This is a genomic window from Nocardia sp. NPDC050712 (genome assembly GCF_040654295.1).
Lineage (GTDB): Bacteria > Actinomycetota > Actinomycetes > Mycobacteriales > Mycobacteriaceae > Nocardia.
The window spans coordinates 124,794-147,625 of the sequence record NZ_JBFAHT010000003.1; the positions used below are offsets into that span (position 1 = coordinate 124,794).

Below are 22,832 nucleotides of genomic sequence, written 5' to 3' on the forward strand. Positions count from 1 at the left end.
CCGCATGCCAGCGCATCACTGGCAACTTGGGCGTGTCCCGCGCGCCGGGCGTGTCTCAGCCCAGCGGGCTTTCATCGCAGGACCGCGACGGCCGACGCGTGGTGAGCGTCAACGGAATCGGCCCCGACTTGCGCGGCTTGCGCGCGGCCTTGCGCGAATGATCCACCGACGACCGCGGAATGGTCCGTCCCGAATCCGCCAGCGCCGCCTCGCCGTAACCCTGCACGCATTCCGGGTCCGGGCCGTCGGCGGGCAGTCCGGTGAAGAACTTCGCCGCCATGCAGCCGCCCCGGCACGAATCATAGTGCGCGCAGCTCGAGCAAGCTCCGCCGCCGCTGGGCGTGCGCAGCTCCGCGAACAGCTCCGAGGTGCTCCACACGCTCTGGAATCCGCCGTCGGACACCACGTTTCCGGCCAGGAAGGTGTCGTGGATGGCGAACGGGCAGGCGTACACGTCGCCCACCGGGTCGACCAGGCAGACCACGCGGCCCGCGCCGCACATGTTCAAACCGGGCAGTGCCTCGCCGAAGGCGGACAGGTGGAAGAACGAGTCGCCGGTGAGCACGCCGTCGCCGTTGGCGACCAGCCAGTCGTAGAGCATGCGCTGCTGATCCTGGGTGGGGTGCAGCTCGTCCCAGACGTCCGCGCCGCGGCCCGAGGGCCGCAGCCGGGTCAAACGCAGTGTGGCGCCGTACTTGTCGGCGATGGCCTTGAACTCGTCCAACTGCGGGATGTTGTGGCGGGTCGCCACCACCGACAGCTTCGCGTCCTGGAAACCGGCCGCGGCCAGGTTCTCCAGGGCGCGAATGGCCATGTCGTAGGAGCCCGGCCCGCGCACCGCGTCGTTCACCTCGGCGTCCGCGCCGTCCAGCGAAATCTGGACGTCCACATAGTCACTGGCGGCCAGCCGCTGCGCGACCTCGGGGGTGATCCGAACACCGTTGGTGGAGAACTTGACTCCGACGTCGTGTGCGGTGGCGTAGTCGACGAGCTCCCAGAAGTCCGGGCGCACAGTCGGTTCGCCGCCGCCGATGTTCACGTAGAAGATCTGCATGCGCTGGAACTCGTCGATCAGCGCCTTGCACTGCTCGGTGCTGAGCTCGCGCGGATCGCGCCGGCCCGAGGAGGACAGGCAGTGCACGCAGGACAGATTGCAGGCGTAGGTGAGTTCCCAGGTGAGACAGATCGGGGCGGCCAGACCGGTTTCGAACCGGTCGATCAGCCGCACCGCCTTGTCCCCGGCGGCACCGTCCGACCGCGGGACCACCCCCGCGTTCGGCCGGACGGCCTGCGCCGGCGCGGGCTCGGCGCCCACGGCGCCGGCCACACGCGTCGGCGCGCCGACGATCATCTCACCCTCGGCCAATTGCGCAAGCGCACGCAGGTACGGCGCGGCGCGATCGCCGGAGATCCCGGCCGCCGCCAGAGCCGTACGCGCCGTGGCGTGTTCGGGCAGCGATCGCACGATCTCGACGATCTTCGGGTTCTTCAGAAAAGACAGCTTGCGCGTACCGAAGTGGTAGAGCAGCGCGCCGAACGGCTCCGGGCGCAGGGACACCCGGGGATGCAGCTGCCATGGCGTATCGAGATCGAGCATCGTTGTCACCCGCGGATCAGTAGACGCCGCACATGCCGTCGATCGAGACCTCTTCGATAAGGGTCTCCTCGACGAGCTCGGCGTTCTCGGTGTCGCTGGGTGCGTGGCACGTGTGCATCATGACAACCTCCGTATGTGTAGTCCCAGTCACACACTAACCAGAAGCGGTACAAAAATGAAACACGTTCCAATCGATGGGACGGGCCCTTGCGCCGCCGCGGCCGGCTCCGCAGGCTCGGGCCGTGCTCCCCAGTCCGCCCCCAGCCCCCCGCGCGCCGACAGCGCCCGTAGTCGGCACTCTAGACTTCCGGTGGAAAGCAGCTGAACAGAACGTGACGGGCGCCACACGCCCGCGGTGCAGAGGTGGCATGGGAGTCGGACGGATGCAGGCCAGCGGGGGCGGCAATACGCTGTCGGAGCCGGAGATCGTCGAGGCCGCATTGCGTGTCGTCCGCGAGGACGGCGTGGAGAAACTGTCCATGCGGCGACTCTCCCGCGAACTAGGCGTTTCGCCGATGGCGCCGTACTACTACGTCGCCGACAAGCGGGAGCTGCTGGACCTGGTCGCCACCGCCGCTCTGGCCGGAGTGCGCAAGCCACCACCGGAATCCGGCCCCTGGCAGGAGCGGCTGCGCGATCTGATCGACCAGATCGACGAGAAGCTGCGCAAGCATCCCGGACTCGGCGATGTGCTGATCGAGCAGATGCTGGGCAAACAGCTGGACCTGATCGCCGCGATCATGGAGATCCTGGCCGAGGCCGGGTTCAACGATCGCAACGTGCTCGCCGCGTACGCGACCATCCACACCTACCTGTTCGGCCGCCGCCGGGTGAACCCGAAGGACCGCTCCCCGATCTCGGAGGTGGCCCTGCCCGACGTGGTGGAGCGGGCCACGAAGTACATGACCGATCTGCGCGGGCACTATGCCTACGACTTCGGCATGGAGGTTCTCGTCGCCGGTCTCGAGGCTCAGCTTGTCCGGCAGCCGGACCCCGACGTACGATAAAATTGAAACACGTTCTAGTTTTGGTCCTGAGGCACAGCCACCAGACCACGTTCGAGAGGCAGCGATGACTACGGTCGAAGTTCCCCACGGCTCCCGGTCCGTCGTGCTGCGGGTTGCCGCGGTGATCGCCGAAACCGCCGACACCTGTTCGCTGGTCTTCGACATCCCCGACGAGTCGCTCGAGAAGTTCGCCTACCGGCCGGGCCAGTTCCTGACGCTGCGCGTGCCCAGCGAGCAGACCGGCTCGGTGGCGCGCTGCTACTCCCTGGCCAGTTCGCCCTACACCGACGACAAGCCGAAGGTGACGGTCAAGCGCACCGAGGGCGGGTACGGCTCGAACTGGTTGTGCGACAACGTCAAAGCGGGCGACCAGATCGAAGTACTGCCGCCCTCGGGTGTTTTCACGCCGAAGGACCTCGACGAGGACCTGCTGCTGTTCGGCGCGGGCAGCGGCATCACCCCGGTGATGTCGATCCTGAAGTCGGCGCTTGCGCGCGGCAACGGCCGAATCGTGCTGGTGTACGCCAATCGGGACCCGCACTCGGTCATCTTCGCCGACGAACTGCGCGAGCTCTCGGACAAGAACGCGCAGCGGCTCACCGTGATCCACTGGCTCGAGCACCTGCAGGGCCTGCCCTCGGTCGACGGACTGGCGACGCTGGTGCGCCCGTACTCGGGCTACGAGGCGTTCATGTGCGGTCCCAAGCCGTTCATGGATCGGGTGCACGACGCGCTCGCCCAGGTCGAGGTGCCGCGCAATCGCACGCACGCCGAGGTCTTCAATTCCCTTGCGGGCGACCCGTTCGCGGATCAGGCGCCGGTCGAGGTCTCCGACGCGGACGCGGCCGACGCCGCCACCGTCGAGGTGGAACTCGACGGCGAGGTGCACCAGCTGGCCTGGCCGCGCAAGCAGACCCTGGTCGACATCATGCTCGCCAAGGGCCTGGACGTGCCCTACTCCTGCCAGGAGGGCGAGTGCGGCTCCTGCGCCTGCACCGTGCTGGAAGGCAAGGTGGAGATGGAGAATTCGGAGATCCTGGATCCCGAGGACATCGAGAACGGGTACATCCTCGGCTGCCAGGCGCGCCCGGTGACCGACCACCTCAAGATCCAGTTCTAGCCGGCTACCGCGCGCGGTAGTGCGCGCGCTGGTCCGGCGTGAGGTGCTCGGTCGCGTAACTCAGTGCGGTGCGGCCCATTCGGGCCGCGTTGCGGTCCAGGAAGCCGAGCAGCAGCAGCCGGTCCACCCGCTTGCCCACCTCGCGCAGCATCCAGCCGACCGCCTTCTGGATCAAATCGCGCCGGTCGTCGAGCAGCTGTTCGCAGAGTTCGAAGGTGGTCGACGCGTCGCCCGCCTTGATGAACGCGAACGTGGACAGCAGCGCGACCCGGCGCTCCCACAGGGAATCCGACTGCGCCAGTGCGAAAAGCAGATCGCGGGGACGCTCCAGGAGCCATGGACCGACGATGTGCTCGGCCGAGCTGTCGACCAGATCCCAGTTGTTCACCCGGCCGCGGTGCACCGCGGCCAAGTAGAACCGCACCATCTGCTCCTGGCCCGCGACGTCGAGCGTGCGCGGTTTGGCCGCCTTCGCGAACCGGGCGTTGAGAATGACCAGCCCGGCCAGCCGCTCCTCGTGCACCGGGCTGTCCAGGAGCTGATCTATCTCGGAAAGCTCCAGTCCGGCATAGCGTTTCGCGATAGCGCGGGTGGCGGGCACGCGCACCCCCAGGAAAACGTCGCCCTCGCCGTACTCCCCCGGCCCGGTCTTGAAGAAGCGTTGCAGATGGATCGCGTCGGCGGGATCGGCGACCTCCGCCAGCGCGGCCCGAACGTGCGCGGCGGTGGGTACTTCGGTCACGGAATCCTCCCGGTGGTCGGCGCTGTGGTCGTGCCAATCCAACACCGCGCGGCGGCGCGCCGCGCTCAGGACGACCGCGCGTTTCGCCGCCGGGGCGAAATTCGGTCGACAAGCATCCCGGGCCCCGGTAGACATGGAGGCATGGTTACAGCACGTCCGCAATCGCGGTAATTCGGCAGGTGTCTCGCAGGCGCGCTGTCGCAGCGCCGCGGACCGACTGCTCGTGCCGTCCCCGGAACGCATCAACTGGGCGAGCGTCTCACATAGACGAAACTAGTTGATGGAATGGGGAATTCCCATGACACGTGCAATGGCCACCGATCTGGGCCGGGTCCGCAACATCGGCATCATGGCGCACATCGATGCGGGCAAGACCACGACCACCGAACGCATCCTGTTCTACACCGGCGTCACCTACAAGATCGGTGAAGTACACGACGGCACCGCCGCCATGGACAAGATGGTGCAGGAGCAGGAGCACGGCATCACCATCGCCGCCGCGGCGACCACGTGTTTCTGGAATCAGCACCAGATCAACATCCTGGACACCCCGGGCCACGTCGACTTCACCGTCGAGGTGGAGCGTTCGCTGCGCGTGCTCGACGGCGCGGTCGCGGTCTTCGACGCCAAGGAGGGTGTCGAGCCGCAGTCCGAACAGGTGTGGCGCCAGGCCGACCGGTACGACGTGCCGCGGATCTGCTTCGTCAACAAGATGGACAAGCTCGGTGCGGATTTCTTCTACACCGTGCGCACCATCGCGGACCGGCTCGGCGCGAAACCCCTTGTGGTGCAGCTGCCGATCGGCGCCGAGGACAGCTTCGACGGCGTACTCGACCTGATCGAGATGCGGGCCCTGCTGTGGCGCGGCGAAACCCAACTCGGGCAGCGCTACGAGATCGCCGAGATCCCGGAGCACCTGCGCGAGCTCGCCGAGCGGTACCGGCGCGAGCTGCTCGAAGCGGTCGCCGAGACCGACGAGGCACTGCTGGAGAAGTACCTCGGCGGGGTGCCGCTCGCGGTCGCGGAGATCAAGGACGCGATCCGGCGCCTGACGGTGCGCTCGGCGGCCTACCCGGTGCTGTGCGGTTCGGCGTTCAAGAACAAGGGCGTGCAACCACTGCTCGACGCGGTGCTCGACTACCTGCCCTCGCCCTTGGATGCCGGTGCGGCCGAAGGTCATTCGCCGGCCGACGAGAGCACGGCGCTGTACCGCGCACCGGAGACCGACGCGCCGTTCGCGGCGCTGGCGTTCAAGGTGTCGGCGCACCCGTTCTTCGGCAAACTCACCTACCTGCGGGTGTATTCGGGCCGCGCCGCCACCGGCGCCGCGGTCGTCAACTCGACGAAAGGACGAAAAGAGCGCCTGGGCAAGCTGTTCCAGATGCACTCGACCACCGAGCATCCGATCCAGGAGGCCACGGCCGGGCAGATCTGCGCGGTGATCGGACTGAAGGACACCACCACCGGTGACACCCTGTGCGATCCACACGATCAGATCGTGCTCGAGTCCATGACCTTCCCGGACCCGGTCATCCAGGTGGCCATCGAGCCCAGAACCAAATCCGATCAGGACAAGCTGGGCACCGCCATCGCGCGGCTCGCCGAGGAGGACCCGACCTTCTCGGTGCGGGTGGACGCCGAGACCGGGCAGACCGTCATCGGCGGCATGGGCGAGTTACACCTCGACATCCTGGTCGACCGCATGAAGCGGGAGTTCAAAGTCGAGGCGAACGTCGGCAAGCCGCAGGTGGCCTACCGCGAAACCATCACCGCCACCGTGGACCGGCACGAGTACACCCATCGCAAGCAGCAGGGTGGACGCGGCCAGTTCGCCAAGGTGGTGATCGCGGTGGCGCCGTTCGCGGCGACGGACGGCGCGGTCTACGAGTTCGAGAGCCGGGTCGTGGGCGGCCGGGTGCCGAAGGAATACGTGCCCGCGGTCGACGCCGGCGCGCAGGATGCCCTGCGCACCGGTGTGCTCGCCGGCTATCCGATGGTGAATGTGCGGGTCGCGCTGCTCGACGGCGCCGCGCACGTGCAGGACTCCTCGGAGTTGGCGTTCCGCGCCGCGGGTGCGCAGGCCGTGCGCCAGGCGATCGCGAAAGCGCGTCCGGCGCTGCTGGAACCGATCATGGCCGTCGAGGTCGTCACCCCGGACGACTACCTGGGTGAGGTCATCGGCGACCTGAACTCCCGCCGCGGCCAGGTGCAGTCGATGACGCAGCGCAAGGGCGCGCGCGTCATCCGGGCACTGGTGCCGCTGAAGGAGATGTTCGGTTACATCGGCGACCTGCGTTCCAAGACCCAGGGCCGGGCGAACTACGCCATGGTCCTGGACTCCTACGCGCAGGTTCCGGCGGCGGTGGCCACCGCGATCATCGCCGAGACCGGCTGAGAACAGGACAGCACCGTCGCTGCGACGGCGGCGGTGCTGTCCTGATTGCCCTTGCGTGTCGCGGGTACGTGTCGCAGTAACGACCCGATATCCCGGCTACCCCTCACCGGCGCGGGAAGGACGCGGAAGTATGGCGAGCTCAGGTCGCTGCCCGGCATGCGGGCACGACGGAATACCGATTCTGTACGGACTGCCGATCACCAAGGCACGAGTCATGGCGATGCTCGGGCAGATTCGACTAGGCGGCTGCACGGTGTCCGCCGACGATCCGCAGTGGGAATGCTCCTCGTGTAAGCAACTGTGGCGAGATCCGGAGGGCGCGGCGCGCGCACTCTCGGCACTGTTCGCCCGGCCGGCGTACTAGGAGGCCGAAAGATTGTCGGTACGCACGGGTAAGGTCCCGGTTTCGTACTACGGCGCGTAGGAGGAATCAATGAGCCGCGACACCGAGCTGGGCATCATCGAGGGTCGGCTGAAGTACGGATTGCCCTTTCTCGCACTGGGTTCCGGGAAACCGCTGATATTTCTGCGCTGGTTCTCCGCCGATCACGCCAATCCCACCGGCTGGATGCGGGACGCGGAGATCAAAACCCTTGCGCCGCTGGCCCGGAACTTCCGGGTGTACGCCGTCGGGCGGGCCCCGGCCATGGCCGCCGACACCACAATGGCCGACATCGCCGCCCAGCACGCGGACGCCTTCCAGTCCGAATTCGGTGCCGCCGTAGATATTCTCGGCATTTCCTCCGGCGGTTCGGTAGCGCTGCAGGTGGCCGCCGATCATCCGGCCGCCGTGCGCAGACTCGTCGTCGCCTCGTCGGGCTATCGACTGGAGCGCGCCGCCTCCGCCTCCCAGGTGAAGTACGCCGAGGCCGCGGCACGCGGCGAACGCGCGCTGCATCACATGGCGTCGGCCGGTTTCCGCAATCCGCTGCTGGCGCGCGCCGCGGCGGCGGGCATGTGGCTGCTGGACCCGCTCGTGCGGCCGAAGGACCCGGCCGACACCCTCGCGTTCGTGCGCGCCGAGGATGCCTTCGATCTGGACGGGCGCCTGTCCGACATCACCGCACCGACGCTGGTGATCGGCGGCGAACGCGACGGCTATTACCCGCCCGCGAACTTCCGTCACACCGCCGACGGAATCCCCAACTCGCACTTGATCATCTACCCCGGCGCAAGTCACATGGGCGCGATCAAGCACCGGTGCTTCGCGCCCGACGTCACCGGCTTCCTCACCACTCGGCAGGGCTAACCGAGCGACACCGGCCAGGGCATCCCGGGGTGCACACTGGACAGATGGCCGAACACGCAACCTGTCCCCGGTGCGGCGCCAACGGCGTCCCGATCATCTACGGCTTCCCCTCGGCCGCGGTCATGGACAAGGTCGAAGCGGGCCTGGCCCAGATGGGCGGCTGCGTGATCACCGGCACCGAACCGCGCTGGGCCTGCCCGGCCTGCCAGAACCGCTGGCGCACCGACACCCCCGGCCAGCCGGCCCAGGTCGCCCGCACGGATACTCCCGAACTCCGGCGCACGAGCCCCGCGCGGCCGCCGGCCGCCGACACCGGCCTGCGCAATGTGCGGCCGGCGGACGCGGCGCCGAGTCCGCGCCGCACGACGAGCGGGGCCGCACGCACCGAATCCGGCCCGCGCACCCGGCGCGACGACACCGGGTCGGGCCGCAAACCTCACCCCAGCTGAGTCATTCCCGCCGCGACCACCTGCGCGATGTTCAGCACCTCGTCGGCGTGCGGCAGGGTGACACCGTCCAGCGCCTGGAGCCGATCGGTACTGGCGAGCGCGAACATCGTCGATACCCACGCGGTCGCACAGGCTTTCACCGTCCCCGGCCGCACCTTGGTGGGCGCGCTGGCCTCCAGCACCCGGGCGGTCACCTCCAGCAGCTGATCACGCAGCCGCCGGAGCTGGCGGCGCACGTCCGGGTGGGTGTCGGCCTCGCGCCACATGATCACCCGCAGCACCGAGGAGTGATGATCGCGCAGGTTCAGCGCGGCATCCAGATTGACCAGGCTGGCGGCCGGATCGCCGGGCGCGACGACGGTGCCGATGTCGGCGATGGGCTGGGCCGGGACCCGCTCGGACATCAGCGCCGAGAGGATCGCGTCCTTGGTCGGGAAGTAGTAGAAGACAAGACCTTTCGGCACGCCGGCGGCGGACGCGAGCGCGGCCGTCGGCGTCGCGTCGAAACCCTGTGCGGCGAACAGCTGTTCGGCGGCGTCCAGAATGAGCTGCCGGGCGTCGCCGTCCACTTTCGCGCTACGGCGGCGCCCGGGCCGCGGGGGTTTGCGCATGCGCGTCAGTGGTGCGGCGCCATGCTGTGCAGACGACTCGACACCATCGGCAGCGCCGCCACTGCGACCACCACCGTCGCCACCCCGACTACCCATGCCGTCCAGGATGCGCCGAAGTAGTCGGTGAAGTCCAACACCCACGGCGACACGAACAGCAGCGCGCCGCACAGCGCCATCGCGTAGCCGAGCGCGGCCAGCGATGCGCGGTAGATCCGCGCCAGACCTGTCAGCGCGATCAGCGCGCCGAGGATGATCAGCGCCCAGAACGCGTTGTCGTTGGTCGCGACCCAGAGCGTGGACAGTGCGGCGAAAACGCCGAGGGCGACGGCGAGACCGTCCTGAGCCCGGTTATCGGTGAACATAATGTGCCTCCTGAAGGCTGAAAATGTGTCCTACCTCCCGGTATATACCTGATTGACCGCCCGATCAATATTTGTGCACACTCGTTGCCGCAGCGACATTCAGATGTGACAGCGGACACAAACCAGGAAAACCAAGCAACCGTTAGGGTGACATCGTGGGCGGACAGCGGACTCGGCAGGTTGCACCGCTGCCGTGGGTGGGTATCCCACGGCAGTCAGACCCGCAGCGCCGTACACCGATTCCTCCTCGTCCGCAGCATTCCCCGGCGGGTCACCCCGCCCCGGCATCGAAAGGTAGGGCGGCATGACAGCGCCGATTGTGATTGTCGGAGCCGGGTTGGCCGGATTGCGCACCGCCGAGGAACTGCGCCGCGCGGGTTTCGCGGGCGGAATCGTCCTGATCGGCGAGGAGTCTCGGCTGCCCTACGACCGCCCGCCGCTGTCCAAGCAGTTCGTGCGCGGCGAAACCGACGACACCACCCTGCGGCCCGCGGAATTCTTCGACGAGAACCAGATCGACCTGCGGCTGGACACCGCGGCGGTCGGCGTGGACACCGCGGCCCGGCAGGTCCGGCTGGCCGACGGCAGCCTGCTCGACTACGACCAGCTCGTCATCGCCACCGGCCTGCGCCCGCGCCGCCTGCCCGGCCTGCCGGATCTGCGCGGGGTGCACGTGCTGCGCGATCACGCCGACGCCACCGCGCTGCGCGCCGAATTGGGCGGCGCGAAAAAGGCTCTCGTGGTCGGCGCGGGATTCATCGGCTGCGAGGTGGCCGCCAGTTTCCGGGCCGGCGGCGTCGACGTCGTGCTGGTCGAACCGCAGGCGACACCGCTGGCCTCGGTCCTCGGCGAACAGGTCGGCGCGCTCGTCGCCCGGATGCACCGCGCCGAGGGCGTCGATCTGCGCTGCGGCACCGGCCTGGACACCTTCCTCGCCGACGGCGCCGGCCGGGTGCGCGGGGCCCGCCTCTCCGACGGCACCGAGATCGCCGCCGACCTCGTCGTCATCGGCGTCGGCTCCCGGCCCGTCACCGACTGGCTCGACGGTTCGGGCATCGAACTCGCCGAGCCCGCGGCCGGTGGCGGCGTGCTCACCGACGAGGTCGGCCGCACCTCCGCCGACGGTGTCTGGGCGGTCGGCGACGTCGCCGCCTGGCTGCACGACACCGGCCACCGCAAGCGCGTCGAACACTGGACCAACGCCGGCGAACAGGCCAAACTCCTCACCTGCGCGCTGCTCGGGCTCGTCGCGCCCGGCGCCGCCCAGGTCCCGTACTTCTGGAGCGATCAGTACGAGGTGAAGATTCAAGCCCTCGGCACACCCAACGCCGCCGACGACGTCACCATCGTCAGCGACGACGGGCGGAAGTTCCTCGCCTACTACGCGCAGGACGGGATACTCACCGGGGTCGTCGGGGCCGGTCTGACCGGGAAAGTCATGAAGACTCGCGCCAAACTCGCCACCCGGACGCCGATCACCGAGCTACTGACGCCGGCGGCGACCTGACCGGATCCCGCGCGCAGCAGTGTTGCTCAGGGGAATGCTGAGGCTGCAATGGGGGTGGCACGCGTCCGCTGTAATACGGTGGACAAGTGATCGTCGCGCTCATCGATTCCGGGTTGGGGCTGCTACCGACGGCCGCGTGGCTGCGTAAGCTGCGGCCGGAGGTCGATCTGCTGCTGCAAACCGATCCCGCCGGCGCGCCCTGGGGGCCGAAGCCGGAACCGTGGGTGGTCGATCGTGTCGTCGAGGCGGCACGCAACTCGCTGCGCCACGGCGCGCAGGTCATCGTGCTGCCGTGCAACACCGCCAGCGTCACCGCGCTCGAGCAGGTGCGCGCCGAAGTCGGCCCCGACGTGCCGGTCATCGGCACCGTCCCCGCCATCAAACCCGCCGCGGCCGTGTGCAACTCGGTCGCGGTCTGGGCGACGGCGGCGACCACCGCGAGCAAGTACCAGGCCAACCTGATCGCCCGATTCGCCGGCGCCGCACGGGTCGTCGGCGTCGCCTGCCACGGCCTGGCCGACGCGATCGACCGCGGCGACCTTGCCGGCGCCAAGGAATCCATCGCCCGCGCGGCCGAACAATCCCCCGCCGACGTCGAGGGCGTCGTCCTCGGCTGCACCCACTATCCCCTGGTCGTCGACGAGATCATCGCCGCCCTCCCCGCCGGCGTCCGCCTCTTCGACAGCGCCGAAGCCGTCGCCGCCCAAACCCTGCGCCGCCTCGACGCGCTGAACCTCGCACCCGGCACCGGCAAAGTCACCGTCCTCACCAGCGGCCGCCCCGGCGCCCTCCCCGCCTCGGCCGCCCACTTCGAACCCGGCCGCCTGCTCGGCGCCACCCTCTGACCCGATTTCTTGCCGGGTGGCCACATCATGATTGTTCGAACACCGAAATAGACTGCGCTACAACACCGTTCGTAGTTATCCACAGCGTGAACGTTATCCACAGGCAGGGGTCTTTCGGAAACTCGGCGGCCGCGGTGCGGCGCATCCTTGCTGCATGGCCGATGAATTGCTGCTTCGGAAGACCGCTTTGACGCACGGCGTGACGGACTACGATCTGCGCCGGGCTTGTGCGAGCGGGCGGCTGACCCGCCTGCGACCCGGTGCGTATGCCCACGGTGCCGCCGACCCGTATGCGCGGCACCGGCTGGCGATCAAGGCGGCGACCGGCGTGCTCGGTGCCGGCGTCGCGATCAGCCATCAGTCGGCCGCGGTGTTGCACGGCCTGCCGCTGACCGAACAACCCGACCGACAAGTGCACGCGACCGTGAATCGTATAACCGGCGGGCGATTGACGAGGAACCTGCACCTGCACAGCACGCGATTCGACGAGGACGAGGTCACGGTGGTCGACGGGGTTCTGGTGACGACCCCGGCCCGCACGATCGCCGACCTGGCCCGCACCACGTCGTTCCGTGATGCCGTGGTCACCGGGGACGCCGCCCTGCGCGGCTACGGGCTCGGCACCGAGCAGCTGATCGACGCCCTGCACCGCTGGCAGCGCAGGCGAGGCTTGTCACAGGCCCGGCAGGCCATCCTTTTCATGGACGGGCGCAGCGAGAGCCCCGGCGAATCCAGCAGCCGGGTCGCCCTGCATTTCGCGTTCCTCCCACCACCGCGGCTGCAGACCGAAATCCTCGACGAGCTGGGCGGTTCGCTGGGCCGGGTGGACTTCCTCTTGCCGGAATACCACGTGATCGGTGAGTACGGCGGCGGATCACCGGACGACCGGCAGCGCGACCGTGCGCTGCGCGCGCTCGGCGGCCAGGTGGTGCGCTGGACCGGTCGCGATCTGGACGACTTCGGACCGGTGGCGGCCCGGTTCCGCCGAGCCATCGCCCGCAGCGCCGCGAGCCGGCCGCCACGCTGGCGAATCCGCTGACCGCGCAGCGAGTTACACGAGGATTTTGGTTACCCTTCCGGCGCCGACGGTGCGGCCGCCCTCGCGAATGGCGAAGCGGAGGCCCTCGTCCATGGCGATGGGCTGGATGAGGGTGACGGTCATTTCGGTGTTGTCGCCGGGCATGACCATTTCGGTGCCCGGCGGGAGCGTGACCACGCCGGTGACGTCGGTGGTGCGGAAGTAGAACTGGGGGCGGTAATTGTTGAAGAAGGGGGTGTGGCGGCCGCCCTCGGCCTTGCCGAGGATGTAGACCTGGGCTTCGAATTCGGTATGGGGAGTGGTGGTTCCGGGCTTGACGACGACCTGACCGCGTTCGACATCTTCGCGCTTCACACCGCGCAGCAGCAGGCCGACCGCGTCGCCGGCTCGGCCCTGATCGAGCAGCTTGTGGAACATCTCGATGCCGGTGACATGGGTTTTGAGGCGCTTGGGGCGGATGCCGATGATCTCGACCTCATCGTTCAATTTGAGGACGCCGCGTTCGATCCGGCCGGTGACCACGGTGCCGCGGCCGGTGATGGTGACGACATCCTCGACCGGCATGAGGAACGGCATTTCGGTATCGCGGACCGGCTCGGGAATGAATTCGTCTACCGCATCGAGCAATTCGAGGATGGACGCGGTCCAGGCCGGATCACCCTCCAGCGCCTTCAACGCGGAAACCCGGACGATCGGCGCGTCCTCGTCGAACTCCTGTGCGCCGAGCAGATCGCGAACCTCGAGTTCGACGAGTTCCATGATCTCCTCGTCGTCGACCAGATCGGCCTTGTTCAACGCGACCAGGATGGAGGGCACGCCGACCTGCCGGGCCAGCAGCACGTGCTCGCGAGTCTGCGGCATCGGGCCGTCGGTGGCCGCCACCACCAGGATCGCGCCGTCCATCTGCGCCGCACCGGTGATCATGTTCTTCACGTAGTCGGCGTGGCCGGGCGCGTCCACATGCGCGTAATGCCTACGCTCCGTTTGATATTCGACGTGCGCGATATTGATCGTGATGCCGCGCGCCTTCTCCTCCGGCGCCTTGTCGATCGAATCGAAGGCGGCCATCGCGTTGAGCCCGGGATACCTATCGCTCAGCACCTTCGTGATCGCCGCGGTCAACGTCGTCTTGCCGTGGTCGACATGACCGATCGTGCCGATATTCACGTGAACTTTGGTCCGGTCGAATTTCGCCTTCGCCACCGGAACACCTTCTCCCTGGGCCTAGCTGGTGGAACTACCCCCCAACCCGACGATAGACCCGGAGAACACCGCTACGCGGCAGCTTCAGCGACGGAAACGCCGAACGGCGCCGCCCCTTTCGGGGCGACGCCGTTCGGTGATCAGCGAGTCAGAGACTCACTTGACGATCTTCGTGACGCGACCGGCGCCGACGGTGCGGCCACCTTCACGGATCGCGAAACGCAGGCCCTCGTCCATGGCGACCGGCTGGATCAGCTTGACGGACATCTCGGTGTTGTCACCGGGCATGACCATCTCGGTGCCCTCGGGCAGGGTCACAACGCCCGTCACGTCAGTCGTACGGAAGTAGAACTGGGGACGGTAGTTGTTGAAGAACGGGGTGTGGCGGCCACCCTCATCCTTCGACAGGATGTACGCCTGGCCCTCGAACTCGGTGTGCGGGGTGGTGGTGCCCGGCTTCACGACGACCTGGCCACGCTCGACATCTTCGCGCTTGATGCCACGAACCAGCAGACCGACGTTGTCGCCGGCCTGGCCCTGGTCGAGCAGCTTGCGGAACATCTCGATACCGGTGACGGTGGTCTTGGTGCTCTTCTCGCGGATGCCGACGATCTCGACTTCCTCGTTCACGTTGAGGATGCCGCGCTCGATACGACCGGTGACGACGGTGCCACGACCGGTGATCGTGAAGACGTCCTCAACGGGCATCAGGAACGGAAGCTCGGTCTCGCGGACCGGCTCCGGGATCGACTCGTCGACGGCGTTCATCAGCTCGACGATGGACTCGGTCCACTTCGGGTCGCCCTCGAGCGCCTTCAGACCGGAGACACGCACGACCGGCGCATCCTCGTCGAATTCCTGCGAGGCCAGCAGTTCGCGGACCTCCATCTCGACGAGCTCGAGGATTTCCTCGTCGTCGACCATGTCGGACTTGTTCAGCGCGACCAGGATGTAAGGAACACCGACCTGACGGGCGAGCAGCACGTGCTCGCGAGTCTGCGGCATCGGGCCGTCGGTGGCAGCGACCACCAGGATGGCGCCGTCCATCTGCGCCGCACCGGTGATCATGTTCTTGATGTAGTCCGCGTGGCCCGGAGCGTCGACGTGCGCGTAGTGGCGCTTTTCCGTCTGGTACTCGACGTGGGAGATGTTGATCGTGATACCACGAGCCTTCTCCTCCGGCGCCTTGTCGATCTGGTCGAACGCGAACGCCGCGTTCAGATCCGGGTACTTGTCAGCCAGCACCTTGGTGATCGCTGCAGTCAGCGTGGTCTTGCCGTGGTCGACGTGACCGATGGTGCCGATGTTGACGTGCGGCTTCGTCCGCTCGAACTTCGCCTTCGCCACTGTGGTGTCCTCCTGGACTTGTTGGTGCGTGCGTTTGCAGCAGTGCGGTTATTACTGGGGGTCGTGCATGACTCCCGGCTGATAGGGGCCAGTCTTACAAACCGGCCCCGATCGGTTCTAGTCGCCGGTCGCCTTGGCGATGATCTCCTTGGACACGTTGGCCGGAACCTCCGCGTACTGGGCGAACACCATGGAGTAGTTCGCTCGGCCCTGGGTCTTCGACCGCAGGTCACCGATGTAGCCGAACATCTCCGAGAGCGGAACCAGCGCCTTGACGACACGGGCACCACTGCGTTCCTCCATGGCCTGAATCTGGCCACGGCGGGAGTTCAGGTCGCCGATCACATCGCCCATGTAGTCCTCGGGCGTGATGACCTCGACCGCCATCAGCGGTTCGAGGATCACCGGACCGGCCTTACGGGCCGCTTCCTTCAGGGCCTGCGAGCCGGCGATCTTGAAGGCCATTTCCGACGAGTCGACGTCGTGGTAGGCGCCGTCGAGCAGGCTGACCTTCAGGTTCACCAGCGGGTAGCCCGCGAGGACACCGTACTGCATGGCATCCTGCGCACCGGCGTCCACCGAAGGGATGTACTCGCGCGGAACGCGGCCACCGGTGACCTTGTTCTCGAACTCGTAGGTCGCGCCATCTTCGCCGATGAACGGCTCGAGGGCGATGATGACCTTCGCGAACTGGCCGGAGCCACCGGTCTGCTTCTTGTGGGTGAACTCGAGCTTCTCGACCTTCTTGGTGATCGTCTCGCGGTAGGCCACCTGCGGCTTACCGACGTTCGCCTCGACCTTGAACTCGCGCTTCATGCGATCCACGAGGATGTCGAGGTGGAGCTCGCCCATGCCGCCGATGACGGTCTGGCCGGTCTCCTGGTCCAGCTTCACCGAGAACGTCGGATCTTCGCGCGCCAGCTTCTGGATCGCGGTGCCGAGCTTCTCCTGGTCGGACTTGGTCTTGGGCTCGATCGAGACCTCGATGACCGGATCCGGGAAGGTCATGGACTCCAGGACAACCTGGTTCTGCGGGTCGCTGAGGGTGTCACCGGTGGTGGTGTCCTTCAGACCGATCACGGCGTAGATGTGACCGGCGGAAGCCGTAGCGACCGGCATCTCCTTGTTGGAGTGCATCTGGAAGAGCTTGCCCAGACGCTCCTTCTTGCCCTTGGTCGAGTTGACGACCTGGGCACCGGAAGCGACCTGACCCGAGTACACCCGGATGTAGGTGAGCTCACCGAAGAAGGGGTGCACGGCGATCTTGAACGCCAGCGCCGAGAACGGCTCGTCGACGCTCGGCCGACGGGTGAGCAGCTCTTCTTCCTTGCCGGGCACGTGGCCGGTGGTGGCCTCGACGTCCAGCGGGGAGGGCAGGTAGTCGATGACCGCGTCGAGCATGGGCTGAACGCCCTTGTTCTTGAACGCGGAACCACACAGCACCGGGTAGAGCTCGGAGTTGACGGTCAGCTTGCGGATGGCGCCCTTGATCTCGTCGAGCGAGAGCTCCTCGCCGGCGAAGAACTTCTCCATCAGCGCGTCGTCGGACTCGGCGACGGCCTCCAGCAGCTCCTGGCGGTACTGCTCGGCCTTGTCCTTCAGGTCGGCCGGGATCTCGACGACTTCGTACTCTTCGCCGAGCTTGGTCTCGCCCTTCCAGACCTTGGCGTTCATCTCGACCAGGTCGACGATGCCTTCGAAGGTGTCCTCAGCGCCGATCGGCAGCTGGATGACCAGCGGCTTCGCGCCGAGGCGGTCCTTGATGGTCTGCACCGTGAAGTAGAAGTCGGCGCCGAGCTTGTCCATCTTGTTGACGAAGCAGATGCGCGGGACGTCGTACTTGTCGGCCTGACGCCACACCTGCTCGGACTGCGGCTCAACACCTTCTTTGCCGTCGAACACGGCAACGGCGCCGTCGAGCACGCGGAGCGAACGCTCCACCTCGACGGTGAAGTCGACGTGACCCGGGGTGTCGATGATGTTGATCTGGTTGTCGTTCCAGAAGCACGTGGTGGCCGCGGAGGTGATGGTGATACCACGCTCCTGCTCCTGCTCCATCCAGTCCATGGTGGCGGCGCCATCGTGGACTTCACCGATCTTGTAGGTGATACCGGTGTAGAAGAGGATGCGTTCGGTTGTGGTCGTCTTGCCCGCGTCGATGTGGGCCATGATGCCGATGTTGCGGACCTTGTTGAGGTCGGTGAGCACGTCCTGTGCCACGGAAATCTTCCCCGCTCTGCTTGTCGTATATCAGCGTGTTGGGATTCGGGTGTCGGACCTTGTCAGGTCCACTATGTCAACGTCGGGAACGGCACCGAAGTGCCGCCCCCGACTGTGACTACCTTCCGGCCCCCACACGAGCGATGGGCCGGGCGGTAATCACCAGCGGTAGTGCGCGAAGGCCCGGTTGGACTCGGCCATCTTGTGGGTGTCCTCGCGACGCTTGACCGAAGCGCCGAGGCCGTTGCTGGCGTCGAGCAGCTCGTTGGCCAGGCGCTCGACCATGGTCTTCTCACGACGGGCGCGGGAGTAGTTGACCAGCCAGCGCAGCGCCAGGGTGTTGGAGCGGCCCGGACGGACCTCCACCGGCACCTGGTAGGTGGCGCCACCGACACGACGGGGCTTCACCTCGAGGGCGGGCTTGACGTTGTCCAGCGCGCGCTTGAGGGTGACGACCGGATCGGTGCCGGTCTTGTCGCGCGCCTGCTCGAGCGCGCCGTAGACGATGCGCTCGGCGGTGGACTTCTTGCCGTCCAGCAGGATCTTGTTGACCAGCTGAGTGACCAGCGGCGATCCGTAGACCGGGTCGTTGATCAGCGGACGCTTGGGTGCGGGGCCCTTGCGTGGCATATCAGCTCTTCTCCTTCTTGGCGCCGTACTTGCTGCGAGCCTGCTTGCGGTTCTTCACGCCCTGGGTGTCGAGCGAGCCACGAATGATCTTGTAGCGCACACCCGGGAGGTCCTTCACACGACCGCCGCGCACGAGCACCATCGAGTGCTCCTGCAGGTTGTGGCCCTCGCCCGGGATGTAGGCCGTGACCTCTACCGCGCTGGTCAGGCGAACGCGCGCGACCTTACGCAGCGCCGAGTTCGGCTTCTTCGGCGTTGTGGTGTACACGCGGGTGCACACGCCACGACGCTGCGGGCTCTCCTTGAGGGCCGCGGTCTTGGTCTTGGTGACCTTGTCGCGACGACCCTTGCGGACCAGCTGGTTGATGGTTGGCATAGACCGGCTTTCCTTGTTTTGTCTAACGCGGTGTCTGGAACTTCATGTCTTTTGTGGTTCGAGCTACCGAACCCGCACGTCCGTCCACGTTTCTCGCGTCCCGAGGTCGGGCGTGTCGCGCTTCGCACACAAACCTATTTCCGGGCACGCCGGGAAGGTCGGCCGCTTTCGCTGGCCTAAGTGGAATCACGAACTTGCCCGCATGCTTCCGGGCACAGCGGTCCACGATACCCGTGACCTCGAGAGAGGTGCAAAACGGGGTCCCGAACCGACCCTTTCGAGCGACCTGCAAGCAGTCGCTACGGCTGCAACTAGCGGGCCCTGTTCAAGGTCAACTCGAGCAGTTGCTTGGCGCCCTGGCACGGATCCGGGTGGCTGGAACCCGCGCGGTAGTTGATCCACCAGCTCACGACGCCGGTATCGGCCGCACTGGCGGTGACACCGCAGGAGTCCGGGTCGTTCGGGCGGCGCGTCTGCAAACCGCGACTGCCCTGTACAACGATGTTCTCGCTGGTGTACCCCAGTTTATCGTTGTTGAGCTTCTCGTTGTTCAGCGAGCCGACCTCGTACCAGGCAAGTGTGACCATTGCCACGCCGCCGGGTGCGTCCTCGATGTCCCACATGCACACGGCGCCGTTGAAGGAACCCTGCACCATCTGAGAATTGCCCACGGCCTCACCGATCTTCTCCGGGGCGACCACCTCGCACTCGCGCAGCAGCTTGTCGAAGTTCGTGTTGATCGACTCACCGGCGCCGCTACCGCCGGCGGGATAGGCCGAGCCCGGCACCGTCTGCCCGCAGCCGGACAGCGTCGCCGCCAGTGCGAGCGCGGTCGCCGCGACTCCGGCGGACCGGAATGCCCCCATGCGCGTGGTCCCCCTCATCCGAGCCGCTGCACAGTCAGCTCGGCCAGTTTGTAGGCGTTGTCACACGGGTTCGCGCTCGCCGCGAACAGGCCGTAGGACATCGACCATTCGAAGAAGTCGTCGTCGAGCTGCACCGCGAGATCACAGATCTGCCCGCTCGGATCCAGCCCCTTCCAGCCCTTGCGGCCGCCCACCTCGATCGTCTCGGGCGCGCGCCCGGCCGTGCTGACCCAGGCCTTCTCCCGATCGATCGGGCTGCCGCGATAGGAGGCGAAGGTGACGCTGGGCGAGGAGGAGCCGGAGGACTCCCAGTTGCAGCCGGTGGAATTCTTGAACGCCCGCGAGATCCGCGGCAGACCGGCCAGGCGCTGCACCTCGTCGTCGGTGACGTGCCCGCACTCGCCGACGAACGGGCCGAGCGAGGCGACCCGCGGCGGCGGCCGCAACGGGGTGTCGTCACCGTCGGAGCCGCCGCCGGACCCGCAGGCCGACAGCGTCAACGCCAAGGCCAAACCGGTGATGAGCGCCGACGAGATCCGCATGCCTGAACTCTACTGGGTTCGGCCGCGACCGCCCCGGCGGTGAGACCCGCTCGGTCGCTTACAGATTGCCGCGGGCCTCCTGCTCGCGCTCGATGGCCTGGAACAGGGCCTTGAAGTTGCCCTTGCCGAAGCCGAGGGAGCCGTGGCGTTCGATCAGCTCGAAGAAGACGGTGGGGCGGTCCGTGAGGGGCTTGGTGAAGATCTGCAGCAGGTAGCCGTCCTCGTCGCGGTCGACCAGGATGCCGCGGCGCTGTAGTTCCTCGACCGGGACCCGGACGTGGCCGATGCGGGCGCGGAGTTCGGGGTCGGAGTAGTAGGTCTCCGGGGTGTCCAGGAATTCGACGCCCTCGCGGCGCAGCGCGTCGACACAGGTCAGGATGTCGTTGGTGGCCAGGGCGATGTGCTGGACGCCGGGGCCGCGATAGAAATCCAGGTACTCGTCGATCTGGGAGCGCTTCTTGCTCACCGCCGGCTCGTTCAGCGGGAACTTCACCCGATGGTTGCCGTTCGCCACGACCTTGCTCATCAGCGCCGAATAGTCGGTGGCGATGTCGTCGCCGACGAACTCGGCCATATTCGTGAAACCCATGACGCGGCGGTAGAACTCGACCCAGTCGTCCATCTTGCCGAGTTCGACGTTGCCCACGACGTGGTCGATGGCCTGGAACAACCGGGCCGGCCGGCCGGGCCGCGGCTCGAAACCGGACTCGCGGGTGACGAAGCCCGGCAGATAGGGGCCGTCGTAGCGGGAACGGTCGACCAGGGTGTGCCGGGTCTCGCCGTAGGTGGCGATGGCGGCGGAGCGCACGGTGCCGAATTCGTCGGTGTCGTCGTGCGGTTCGACCAGGATCGTCGCGCCTTGCTTGCGCGCCTGCTCGATACAGCGGTCCACGTCGGGCACCTCCAGCGCGATGTCGACGATGCCGTCGCCGTGCCGGTCGTGATGACCGACCAGCGGGCTGTCCGGGTCGACGGCGCCGGTGATGACGAAACGTGCCGCGCCGCTGTGCAAGACGTAGGCCTTGTGATCGCGGTTGCCGGTCTCGGGCCCGGAATAGGCCGCCAGGCGCATACCGAAGGCCGATTGCAGGAAGTGGGCGCACTGGGTGGCATTGCCGACCACCCAGACCAGGGCGTCCCAGCCCAGGACCGGGAACGGATCGACACTGGTGTCATGGTCGACGAGGCCGACGAGGCCACGTAGCTCGCCGTCGGAGGGCAGATGCTCGATGGTCATAACCCTAGGAGACCGGCGTCACACGGCAGTAGGCAACAGCGACATTTTTCTGTAGACACTGTGGCGAATTCGGCTAGCTGGAGCTCCCTGATGCTGGACAATTTGAATAGCACAGGCTGCACACCAAGGAGGCCCGCAATGTCGCGCACACCGGCGAAACTGGACGAGCTCGATCTCGCCATCCTCACCGCCATGCACGAGTACCAGAAGGCGGGGATCCTGGAGCTGTCCCGGCGCACCCGCGTCGCCCGCGCCACCGTGCAGTCCCGGATCGGGCGCATGGAGGAATCCGGTGTCATCGCCTCCTACGATCCGCAGATCGACGTCACCGCAGCGGGTTTCGACGTGCAGGCGTTCGTGACGCTGGAGATCGCGCAGGGCGCGCTGGATCTGGTCGCGGCCGAACTCGACGCGATTCCCGGCGTGCTCGAGGCCTACGCCACCACCGGCTCGGGGGATGTCTGGTGCCGCATCGGTGCCGATTCGCACGCGGGCTTGCAGACGGTGCTGCTGAGTATCGACCGCACCAGCTCGGTGGTGCGCTCGCACAGCGTCATCGTGCTCTCGACCGTGGTGCCGCGCCGCACGCTGCCGCTACTGCGCACCCTCACCCCCACGCACAGCAGCAAGGCGCCCGCGTACCGGGAGTCGCACGAGCGCTGAGCGCTACGGGAGCGGCATGATCCGCACGACGGTGGTCGTGGTGCCGCCGACCACGAACCACAGCCGCAGGCCCGGCCGCCCGGAGCGATCGCCCGGCTCGTAGCGGCTGCGCACCATCACGTGCTGGCGCGCGAGCACCGGCGCGACGTACTCGACGATCGCGCGGTGCGGCGCCGCCACCAGCTTCGGATACTCGACGAGGAACTGCTCCACCGCCTGCCAGTAGCAGGCGTTGTTGACGTGGTTGTAGCTGTCGATATCGGTGGCGCGCACCGGGAACGGCAGATCGGTGTCGGATTCCGGCGGCGTCGGATCGGTCAGGTACGGCCGCCAGCGCAGCCGATGCTCCTGCGTCGTCTCGGAGAGATAGCCCAGGCCCTCGTCGCTGATCCGGGCGGGCATGTTGTTCGACTCGCTGATATTGATCCAGAAGCCCTCGGTCTCGATCAGACCGCCGTTGCCGCTGGTGATGCGCACGCGCATGTTCGTCCACCGGGTCGACATGCTCGAGCACCAGCGCAACATCTGCACCTCGTCCGGCCATTGAATCGGCCGGATGACATCGATGACCGTGCGCCGCACGATCCAGTTCGGATCGGTGCGATGCAGCACGGTCTTATGTAGCTGCTCCCAGGCGATATCCTGCAGGTAGCGGGCGACACCGTCGAACCGCAACCGGTCGTATGGATCCACGTCGCCAGCCCGGACAGGCCACGCCGAAGCGAAGCCCATGCCCTCCTGGGGAAGCGGGGCGAGTGGCTGATCGAGTGACACTGGTGCTCCTCGCGCTGCACGGTGTGCCGCGTTTTTTCTTGCGGTGCTCTT

24 protein-coding genes and 1 pseudogene are annotated in these 22,832 nt (G+C 67.1%); 10 read left to right on the forward strand and 15 right to left on the reverse strand.

What is annotated here, in order from left to right; all coding sequences use genetic code 11:
- Window positions 1-55: 55 nt before the first annotated feature.
- From mftC to mftA, 3 genes and pseudogenes are all read right to left on the reverse strand, one after another.
- Window positions 56-1,267 carry a mycofactocin radical SAM maturase gene (gene mftC, locus AB0H76_RS20890; protein ID WP_357329781.1) on the reverse strand — a complete coding sequence of 404 codons (1,212 nt, stop codon included), beginning with the start codon at window positions 1,265-1,267 and terminating at the stop codon, window positions 56-58.
- 87 nt (window positions 1,268-1,354) lie between these two features.
- Window positions 1,355-1,597: pseudogene (mftB, locus tag AB0H76_RS20895) on the reverse strand (mycofactocin biosynthesis chaperone MftB); the annotation flags it as partial.
- A gap of 16 nt (window positions 1,598-1,613) precedes the next feature.
- The gene (gene mftA, locus AB0H76_RS20900) at window positions 1,614-1,715 is read right to left on the reverse strand and encodes a mycofactocin precursor MftA (protein WP_357329783.1); all 102 of its coding nucleotides are present in this window, start codon (window positions 1,713-1,715) and stop codon (window positions 1,614-1,616) included.
- Between the two features lie 250 nt (window positions 1,716-1,965).
- On the opposite strand from mftA, the gene mftR2 reads away from it, so the two are divergent.
- On the forward strand, window positions 1,966-2,604 hold the full coding sequence (mftR2, locus tag AB0H76_RS20905; RefSeq protein WP_357326412.1) for a mycofactocin system transcriptional regulator MftR2: 639 nt from the start codon (window positions 1,966-1,968) through the stop codon (window positions 2,602-2,604).
- 64 nt (window positions 2,605-2,668) lie between these two features.
- Window positions 2,669-3,724 carry a ferredoxin--NADP reductase gene (locus tag AB0H76_RS20910; RefSeq protein WP_357326415.1) on the forward strand — a complete coding sequence of 352 codons (1,056 nt, stop codon included), beginning with the start codon at window positions 2,669-2,671 and terminating at the stop codon, window positions 3,722-3,724.
- 4 nt (window positions 3,725-3,728) lie between these two features.
- Here AB0H76_RS20910 and AB0H76_RS20915 read toward each other — a convergent pair whose 3' ends face one another.
- Window positions 3,729-4,466, reverse strand: coding sequence for a DNA alkylation repair protein (locus AB0H76_RS20915; RefSeq protein ID WP_357326417.1), 738 nt, complete (start codon window positions 4,464-4,466; stop codon window positions 3,729-3,731).
- A 298-nt stretch (window positions 4,467-4,764) separates the two neighbouring features.
- Here AB0H76_RS20915 and fusA (AB0H76_RS20920) point away from each other — a divergent pair, with 298 nt between their 5' ends.
- The 4 genes from fusA (AB0H76_RS20920) to AB0H76_RS20935 all read left to right on the forward strand — a co-directional run bounded on the left by fusA (AB0H76_RS20920) (window position 4,765) and on the right by AB0H76_RS20935 (window position 8,559).
- Window positions 4,765-6,861, forward strand: coding sequence for an elongation factor G (gene fusA / locus AB0H76_RS20920; RefSeq protein WP_357326420.1), 2,097 nt, complete (start codon window positions 4,765-4,767; stop codon window positions 6,859-6,861).
- A 130-nt stretch (window positions 6,862-6,991) separates the two neighbouring features.
- A complete protein-coding gene (locus tag AB0H76_RS20925) occupies window positions 6,992-7,225 on the forward strand; it encodes a hypothetical protein (RefSeq protein WP_357326423.1) in 234 nt (77 codons plus the stop codon).
- 69 nt (window positions 7,226-7,294) lie between these two features.
- The gene (locus AB0H76_RS20930) at window positions 7,295-8,110 is read left to right on the forward strand and encodes an alpha/beta hydrolase (protein WP_357326426.1); all 816 of its coding nucleotides are present in this window, start codon (window positions 7,295-7,297) and stop codon (window positions 8,108-8,110) included.
- 44 nt (window positions 8,111-8,154) lie between these two features.
- Entirely contained in the window at window positions 8,155-8,559 is a 405-nt protein-coding gene (locus AB0H76_RS20935; RefSeq protein WP_357326428.1) for a hypothetical protein, read from the forward strand.
- Here the strand turns inward: AB0H76_RS20935 and AB0H76_RS20940 are convergent.
- Both AB0H76_RS20940 and AB0H76_RS20945 read right to left on the reverse strand, forming a co-directional pair.
- A complete protein-coding gene (locus AB0H76_RS20940; RefSeq protein WP_357326431.1) occupies window positions 8,547-9,170 on the reverse strand; it encodes a helix-turn-helix domain-containing protein in 624 nt (207 codons plus the stop codon). The genes AB0H76_RS20935 and AB0H76_RS20940 overlap by 13 nt on opposite strands.
- Window positions 9,171-9,175: 5 nt before the next feature.
- Entirely contained in the window at window positions 9,176-9,532 is a 357-nt protein-coding gene (locus tag AB0H76_RS20945) for an SPW repeat protein (RefSeq protein ID WP_357326434.1), read from the reverse strand.
- 304 nt (window positions 9,533-9,836) lie between these two features.
- Here AB0H76_RS20945 and AB0H76_RS20950 point away from each other — a divergent pair, with 304 nt between their 5' ends.
- The 3 genes from AB0H76_RS20950 to AB0H76_RS20960 all read left to right on the forward strand — a co-directional run bounded on the left by AB0H76_RS20950 (window position 9,837) and on the right by AB0H76_RS20960 (window position 12,923).
- A complete protein-coding gene (locus AB0H76_RS20950; RefSeq protein WP_357326436.1) occupies window positions 9,837-11,039 on the forward strand; it encodes an FAD/NAD(P)-binding oxidoreductase in 1,203 nt (400 codons plus the stop codon).
- A gap of 86 nt (window positions 11,040-11,125) precedes the next feature.
- Window positions 11,126-11,884 carry an aspartate/glutamate racemase family protein gene (locus AB0H76_RS20955; protein WP_357326439.1) on the forward strand — a complete coding sequence of 253 codons (759 nt, stop codon included), beginning with the start codon at window positions 11,126-11,128 and terminating at the stop codon, window positions 11,882-11,884.
- A gap of 154 nt (window positions 11,885-12,038) precedes the next feature.
- Window positions 12,039-12,923 (forward strand): hypothetical protein, encoded by an 885-nt coding sequence (locus AB0H76_RS20960; RefSeq protein WP_357326442.1) that lies wholly within the window; start codon window positions 12,039-12,041, stop codon window positions 12,921-12,923.
- A gap of 12 nt (window positions 12,924-12,935) precedes the next feature.
- On the opposite strand, the gene tuf (AB0H76_RS20965) is transcribed toward AB0H76_RS20960, so the two are convergent.
- The 8 genes from tuf (AB0H76_RS20965) to hppD form a co-directional block, all read right to left on the reverse strand.
- Window positions 12,936-14,126: an elongation factor Tu gene (tuf, locus tag AB0H76_RS20965; RefSeq protein WP_357326445.1), complete on the reverse strand. Its 1,191-nt coding sequence runs from the start codon at window positions 14,124-14,126 to the stop codon at window positions 12,936-12,938.
- 156 nt (window positions 14,127-14,282) lie between these two features.
- Complete coding sequence (tuf, locus tag AB0H76_RS20970; RefSeq protein WP_357326448.1) at window positions 14,283-15,473, reverse strand: elongation factor Tu; 1,191 nt, start codon at window positions 15,471-15,473, stop codon at window positions 14,283-14,285.
- 117 nt (window positions 15,474-15,590) lie between these two features.
- Complete coding sequence (gene fusA, locus AB0H76_RS20975; RefSeq protein ID WP_357326451.1) at window positions 15,591-17,693, reverse strand: elongation factor G; 2,103 nt, start codon at window positions 17,691-17,693, stop codon at window positions 15,591-15,593.
- 159 nt (window positions 17,694-17,852) lie between these two features.
- Window positions 17,853-18,323, reverse strand: coding sequence for a 30S ribosomal protein S7 (rpsG, locus tag AB0H76_RS20980; RefSeq protein ID WP_150399709.1), 471 nt, complete (start codon window positions 18,321-18,323; stop codon window positions 17,853-17,855).
- Between the two features lies 1 nt (window position 18,324).
- On the reverse strand, window positions 18,325-18,699 hold the full coding sequence (rpsL, locus tag AB0H76_RS20985) for a 30S ribosomal protein S12 (protein WP_297627061.1): 375 nt from the start codon (window positions 18,697-18,699) through the stop codon (window positions 18,325-18,327).
- A 311-nt stretch (window positions 18,700-19,010) separates the two neighbouring features.
- Window positions 19,011-19,565 carry a DUF3558 domain-containing protein gene (locus AB0H76_RS20990; RefSeq protein ID WP_357326454.1) on the reverse strand — a complete coding sequence of 185 codons (555 nt, stop codon included), beginning with the start codon at window positions 19,563-19,565 and terminating at the stop codon, window positions 19,011-19,013.
- A gap of 14 nt (window positions 19,566-19,579) precedes the next feature.
- Window positions 19,580-20,107, reverse strand: coding sequence for a DUF3558 domain-containing protein (locus AB0H76_RS20995; protein WP_357326457.1), 528 nt, complete (start codon window positions 20,105-20,107; stop codon window positions 19,580-19,582).
- Between the two features lie 58 nt (window positions 20,108-20,165).
- Window positions 20,166-21,344: a 4-hydroxyphenylpyruvate dioxygenase gene (gene hppD / locus AB0H76_RS21000; protein WP_357326459.1), complete on the reverse strand. Its 1,179-nt coding sequence runs from the start codon at window positions 21,342-21,344 to the stop codon at window positions 20,166-20,168.
- Window positions 21,345-21,482: 138 nt separating this feature from the next.
- On the opposite strand from hppD, the gene AB0H76_RS21005 reads away from it, so the two are divergent.
- Window positions 21,483-22,007 (forward strand): Lrp/AsnC family transcriptional regulator, encoded by a 525-nt coding sequence (locus tag AB0H76_RS21005; protein WP_357326462.1) that lies wholly within the window; start codon window positions 21,483-21,485, stop codon window positions 22,005-22,007.
- A gap of 3 nt (window positions 22,008-22,010) precedes the next feature.
- On the opposite strand, the gene AB0H76_RS21010 is transcribed toward AB0H76_RS21005, so the two are convergent.
- Window positions 22,011-22,781 (reverse strand): acyl-ACP thioesterase domain-containing protein, encoded by a 771-nt coding sequence (locus AB0H76_RS21010; protein WP_357326465.1) that lies wholly within the window; start codon window positions 22,779-22,781, stop codon window positions 22,011-22,013.
- Window positions 22,782-22,832 lie beyond the last annotated feature (51 nt).

What these genes read in the sequence shown, in the direction of transcription:
- hppD (WP_357326459.1), bottom strand. Translation starts at nt 21,344, where the DNA reads ATGACCATCGAGCATCTGCCCTCCGACGGCGAGCTACGTGGCCTCGTC.
- AB0H76_RS20990 (WP_357326454.1), bottom strand. Translation starts at nt 19,565, where the DNA reads ATGGGGGCATTCCGGTCCGCCGGAGTCGCGGCGACCGCGCTCGCACTG.
- AB0H76_RS20950 (WP_357326436.1), top strand. Translation starts at nt 9,837, where the DNA reads ATGACAGCGCCGATTGTGATTGTCGGAGCCGGGTTGGCCGGATTGCGC.
- fusA (WP_357326420.1), top strand. Translation starts at nt 4,765, where the DNA reads ATGACACGTGCAATGGCCACCGATCTGGGCCGGGTCCGCAACATCGGC.
- mftR2 (WP_357326412.1), top strand. Translation starts at nt 1,966, where the DNA reads ATGGGAGTCGGACGGATGCAGGCCAGCGGGGGCGGCAATACGCTGTCG.
- mftA (WP_357329783.1), bottom strand. Translation starts at nt 1,715, where the DNA reads ATGCACACGTGCCACGCACCCAGCGACACCGAGAACGCCGAGCTCGTC.
- AB0H76_RS20930 (WP_357326426.1), top strand. Translation starts at nt 7,295, where the DNA reads ATGAGCCGCGACACCGAGCTGGGCATCATCGAGGGTCGGCTGAAGTAC.
- rpsG (WP_150399709.1), bottom strand. Translation starts at nt 18,323, where the DNA reads ATGCCACGCAAGGGCCCCGCACCCAAGCGTCCGCTGATCAACGACCCG.
- AB0H76_RS20960 (WP_357326442.1), top strand. Translation starts at nt 12,039, where the DNA reads ATGGCCGATGAATTGCTGCTTCGGAAGACCGCTTTGACGCACGGCGTG.
- rpsL (WP_297627061.1), bottom strand. Translation starts at nt 18,699, where the DNA reads ATGCCAACCATCAACCAGCTGGTCCGCAAGGGTCGTCGCGACAAGGTC.
- AB0H76_RS21005 (WP_357326462.1), top strand. Translation starts at nt 21,483, where the DNA reads ATGTCGCGCACACCGGCGAAACTGGACGAGCTCGATCTCGCCATCCTC.
- AB0H76_RS20935 (WP_357326428.1), top strand. Translation starts at nt 8,155, where the DNA reads ATGGCCGAACACGCAACCTGTCCCCGGTGCGGCGCCAACGGCGTCCCG.
- AB0H76_RS20910 (WP_357326415.1), top strand. Translation starts at nt 2,669, where the DNA reads ATGACTACGGTCGAAGTTCCCCACGGCTCCCGGTCCGTCGTGCTGCGG.
- AB0H76_RS20940 (WP_357326431.1), bottom strand. Translation starts at nt 9,170, where the DNA reads ATGCGCAAACCCCCGCGGCCCGGGCGCCGCCGTAGCGCGAAAGTGGAC.
- AB0H76_RS20995 (WP_357326457.1), bottom strand. Translation starts at nt 20,107, where the DNA reads ATGCGGATCTCGTCGGCGCTCATCACCGGTTTGGCCTTGGCGTTGACG.
- AB0H76_RS20945 (WP_357326434.1), bottom strand. Translation starts at nt 9,532, where the DNA reads ATGTTCACCGATAACCGGGCTCAGGACGGTCTCGCCGTCGCCCTCGGC.
- AB0H76_RS20925 (WP_357326423.1), top strand. Translation starts at nt 6,992, where the DNA reads ATGGCGAGCTCAGGTCGCTGCCCGGCATGCGGGCACGACGGAATACCG.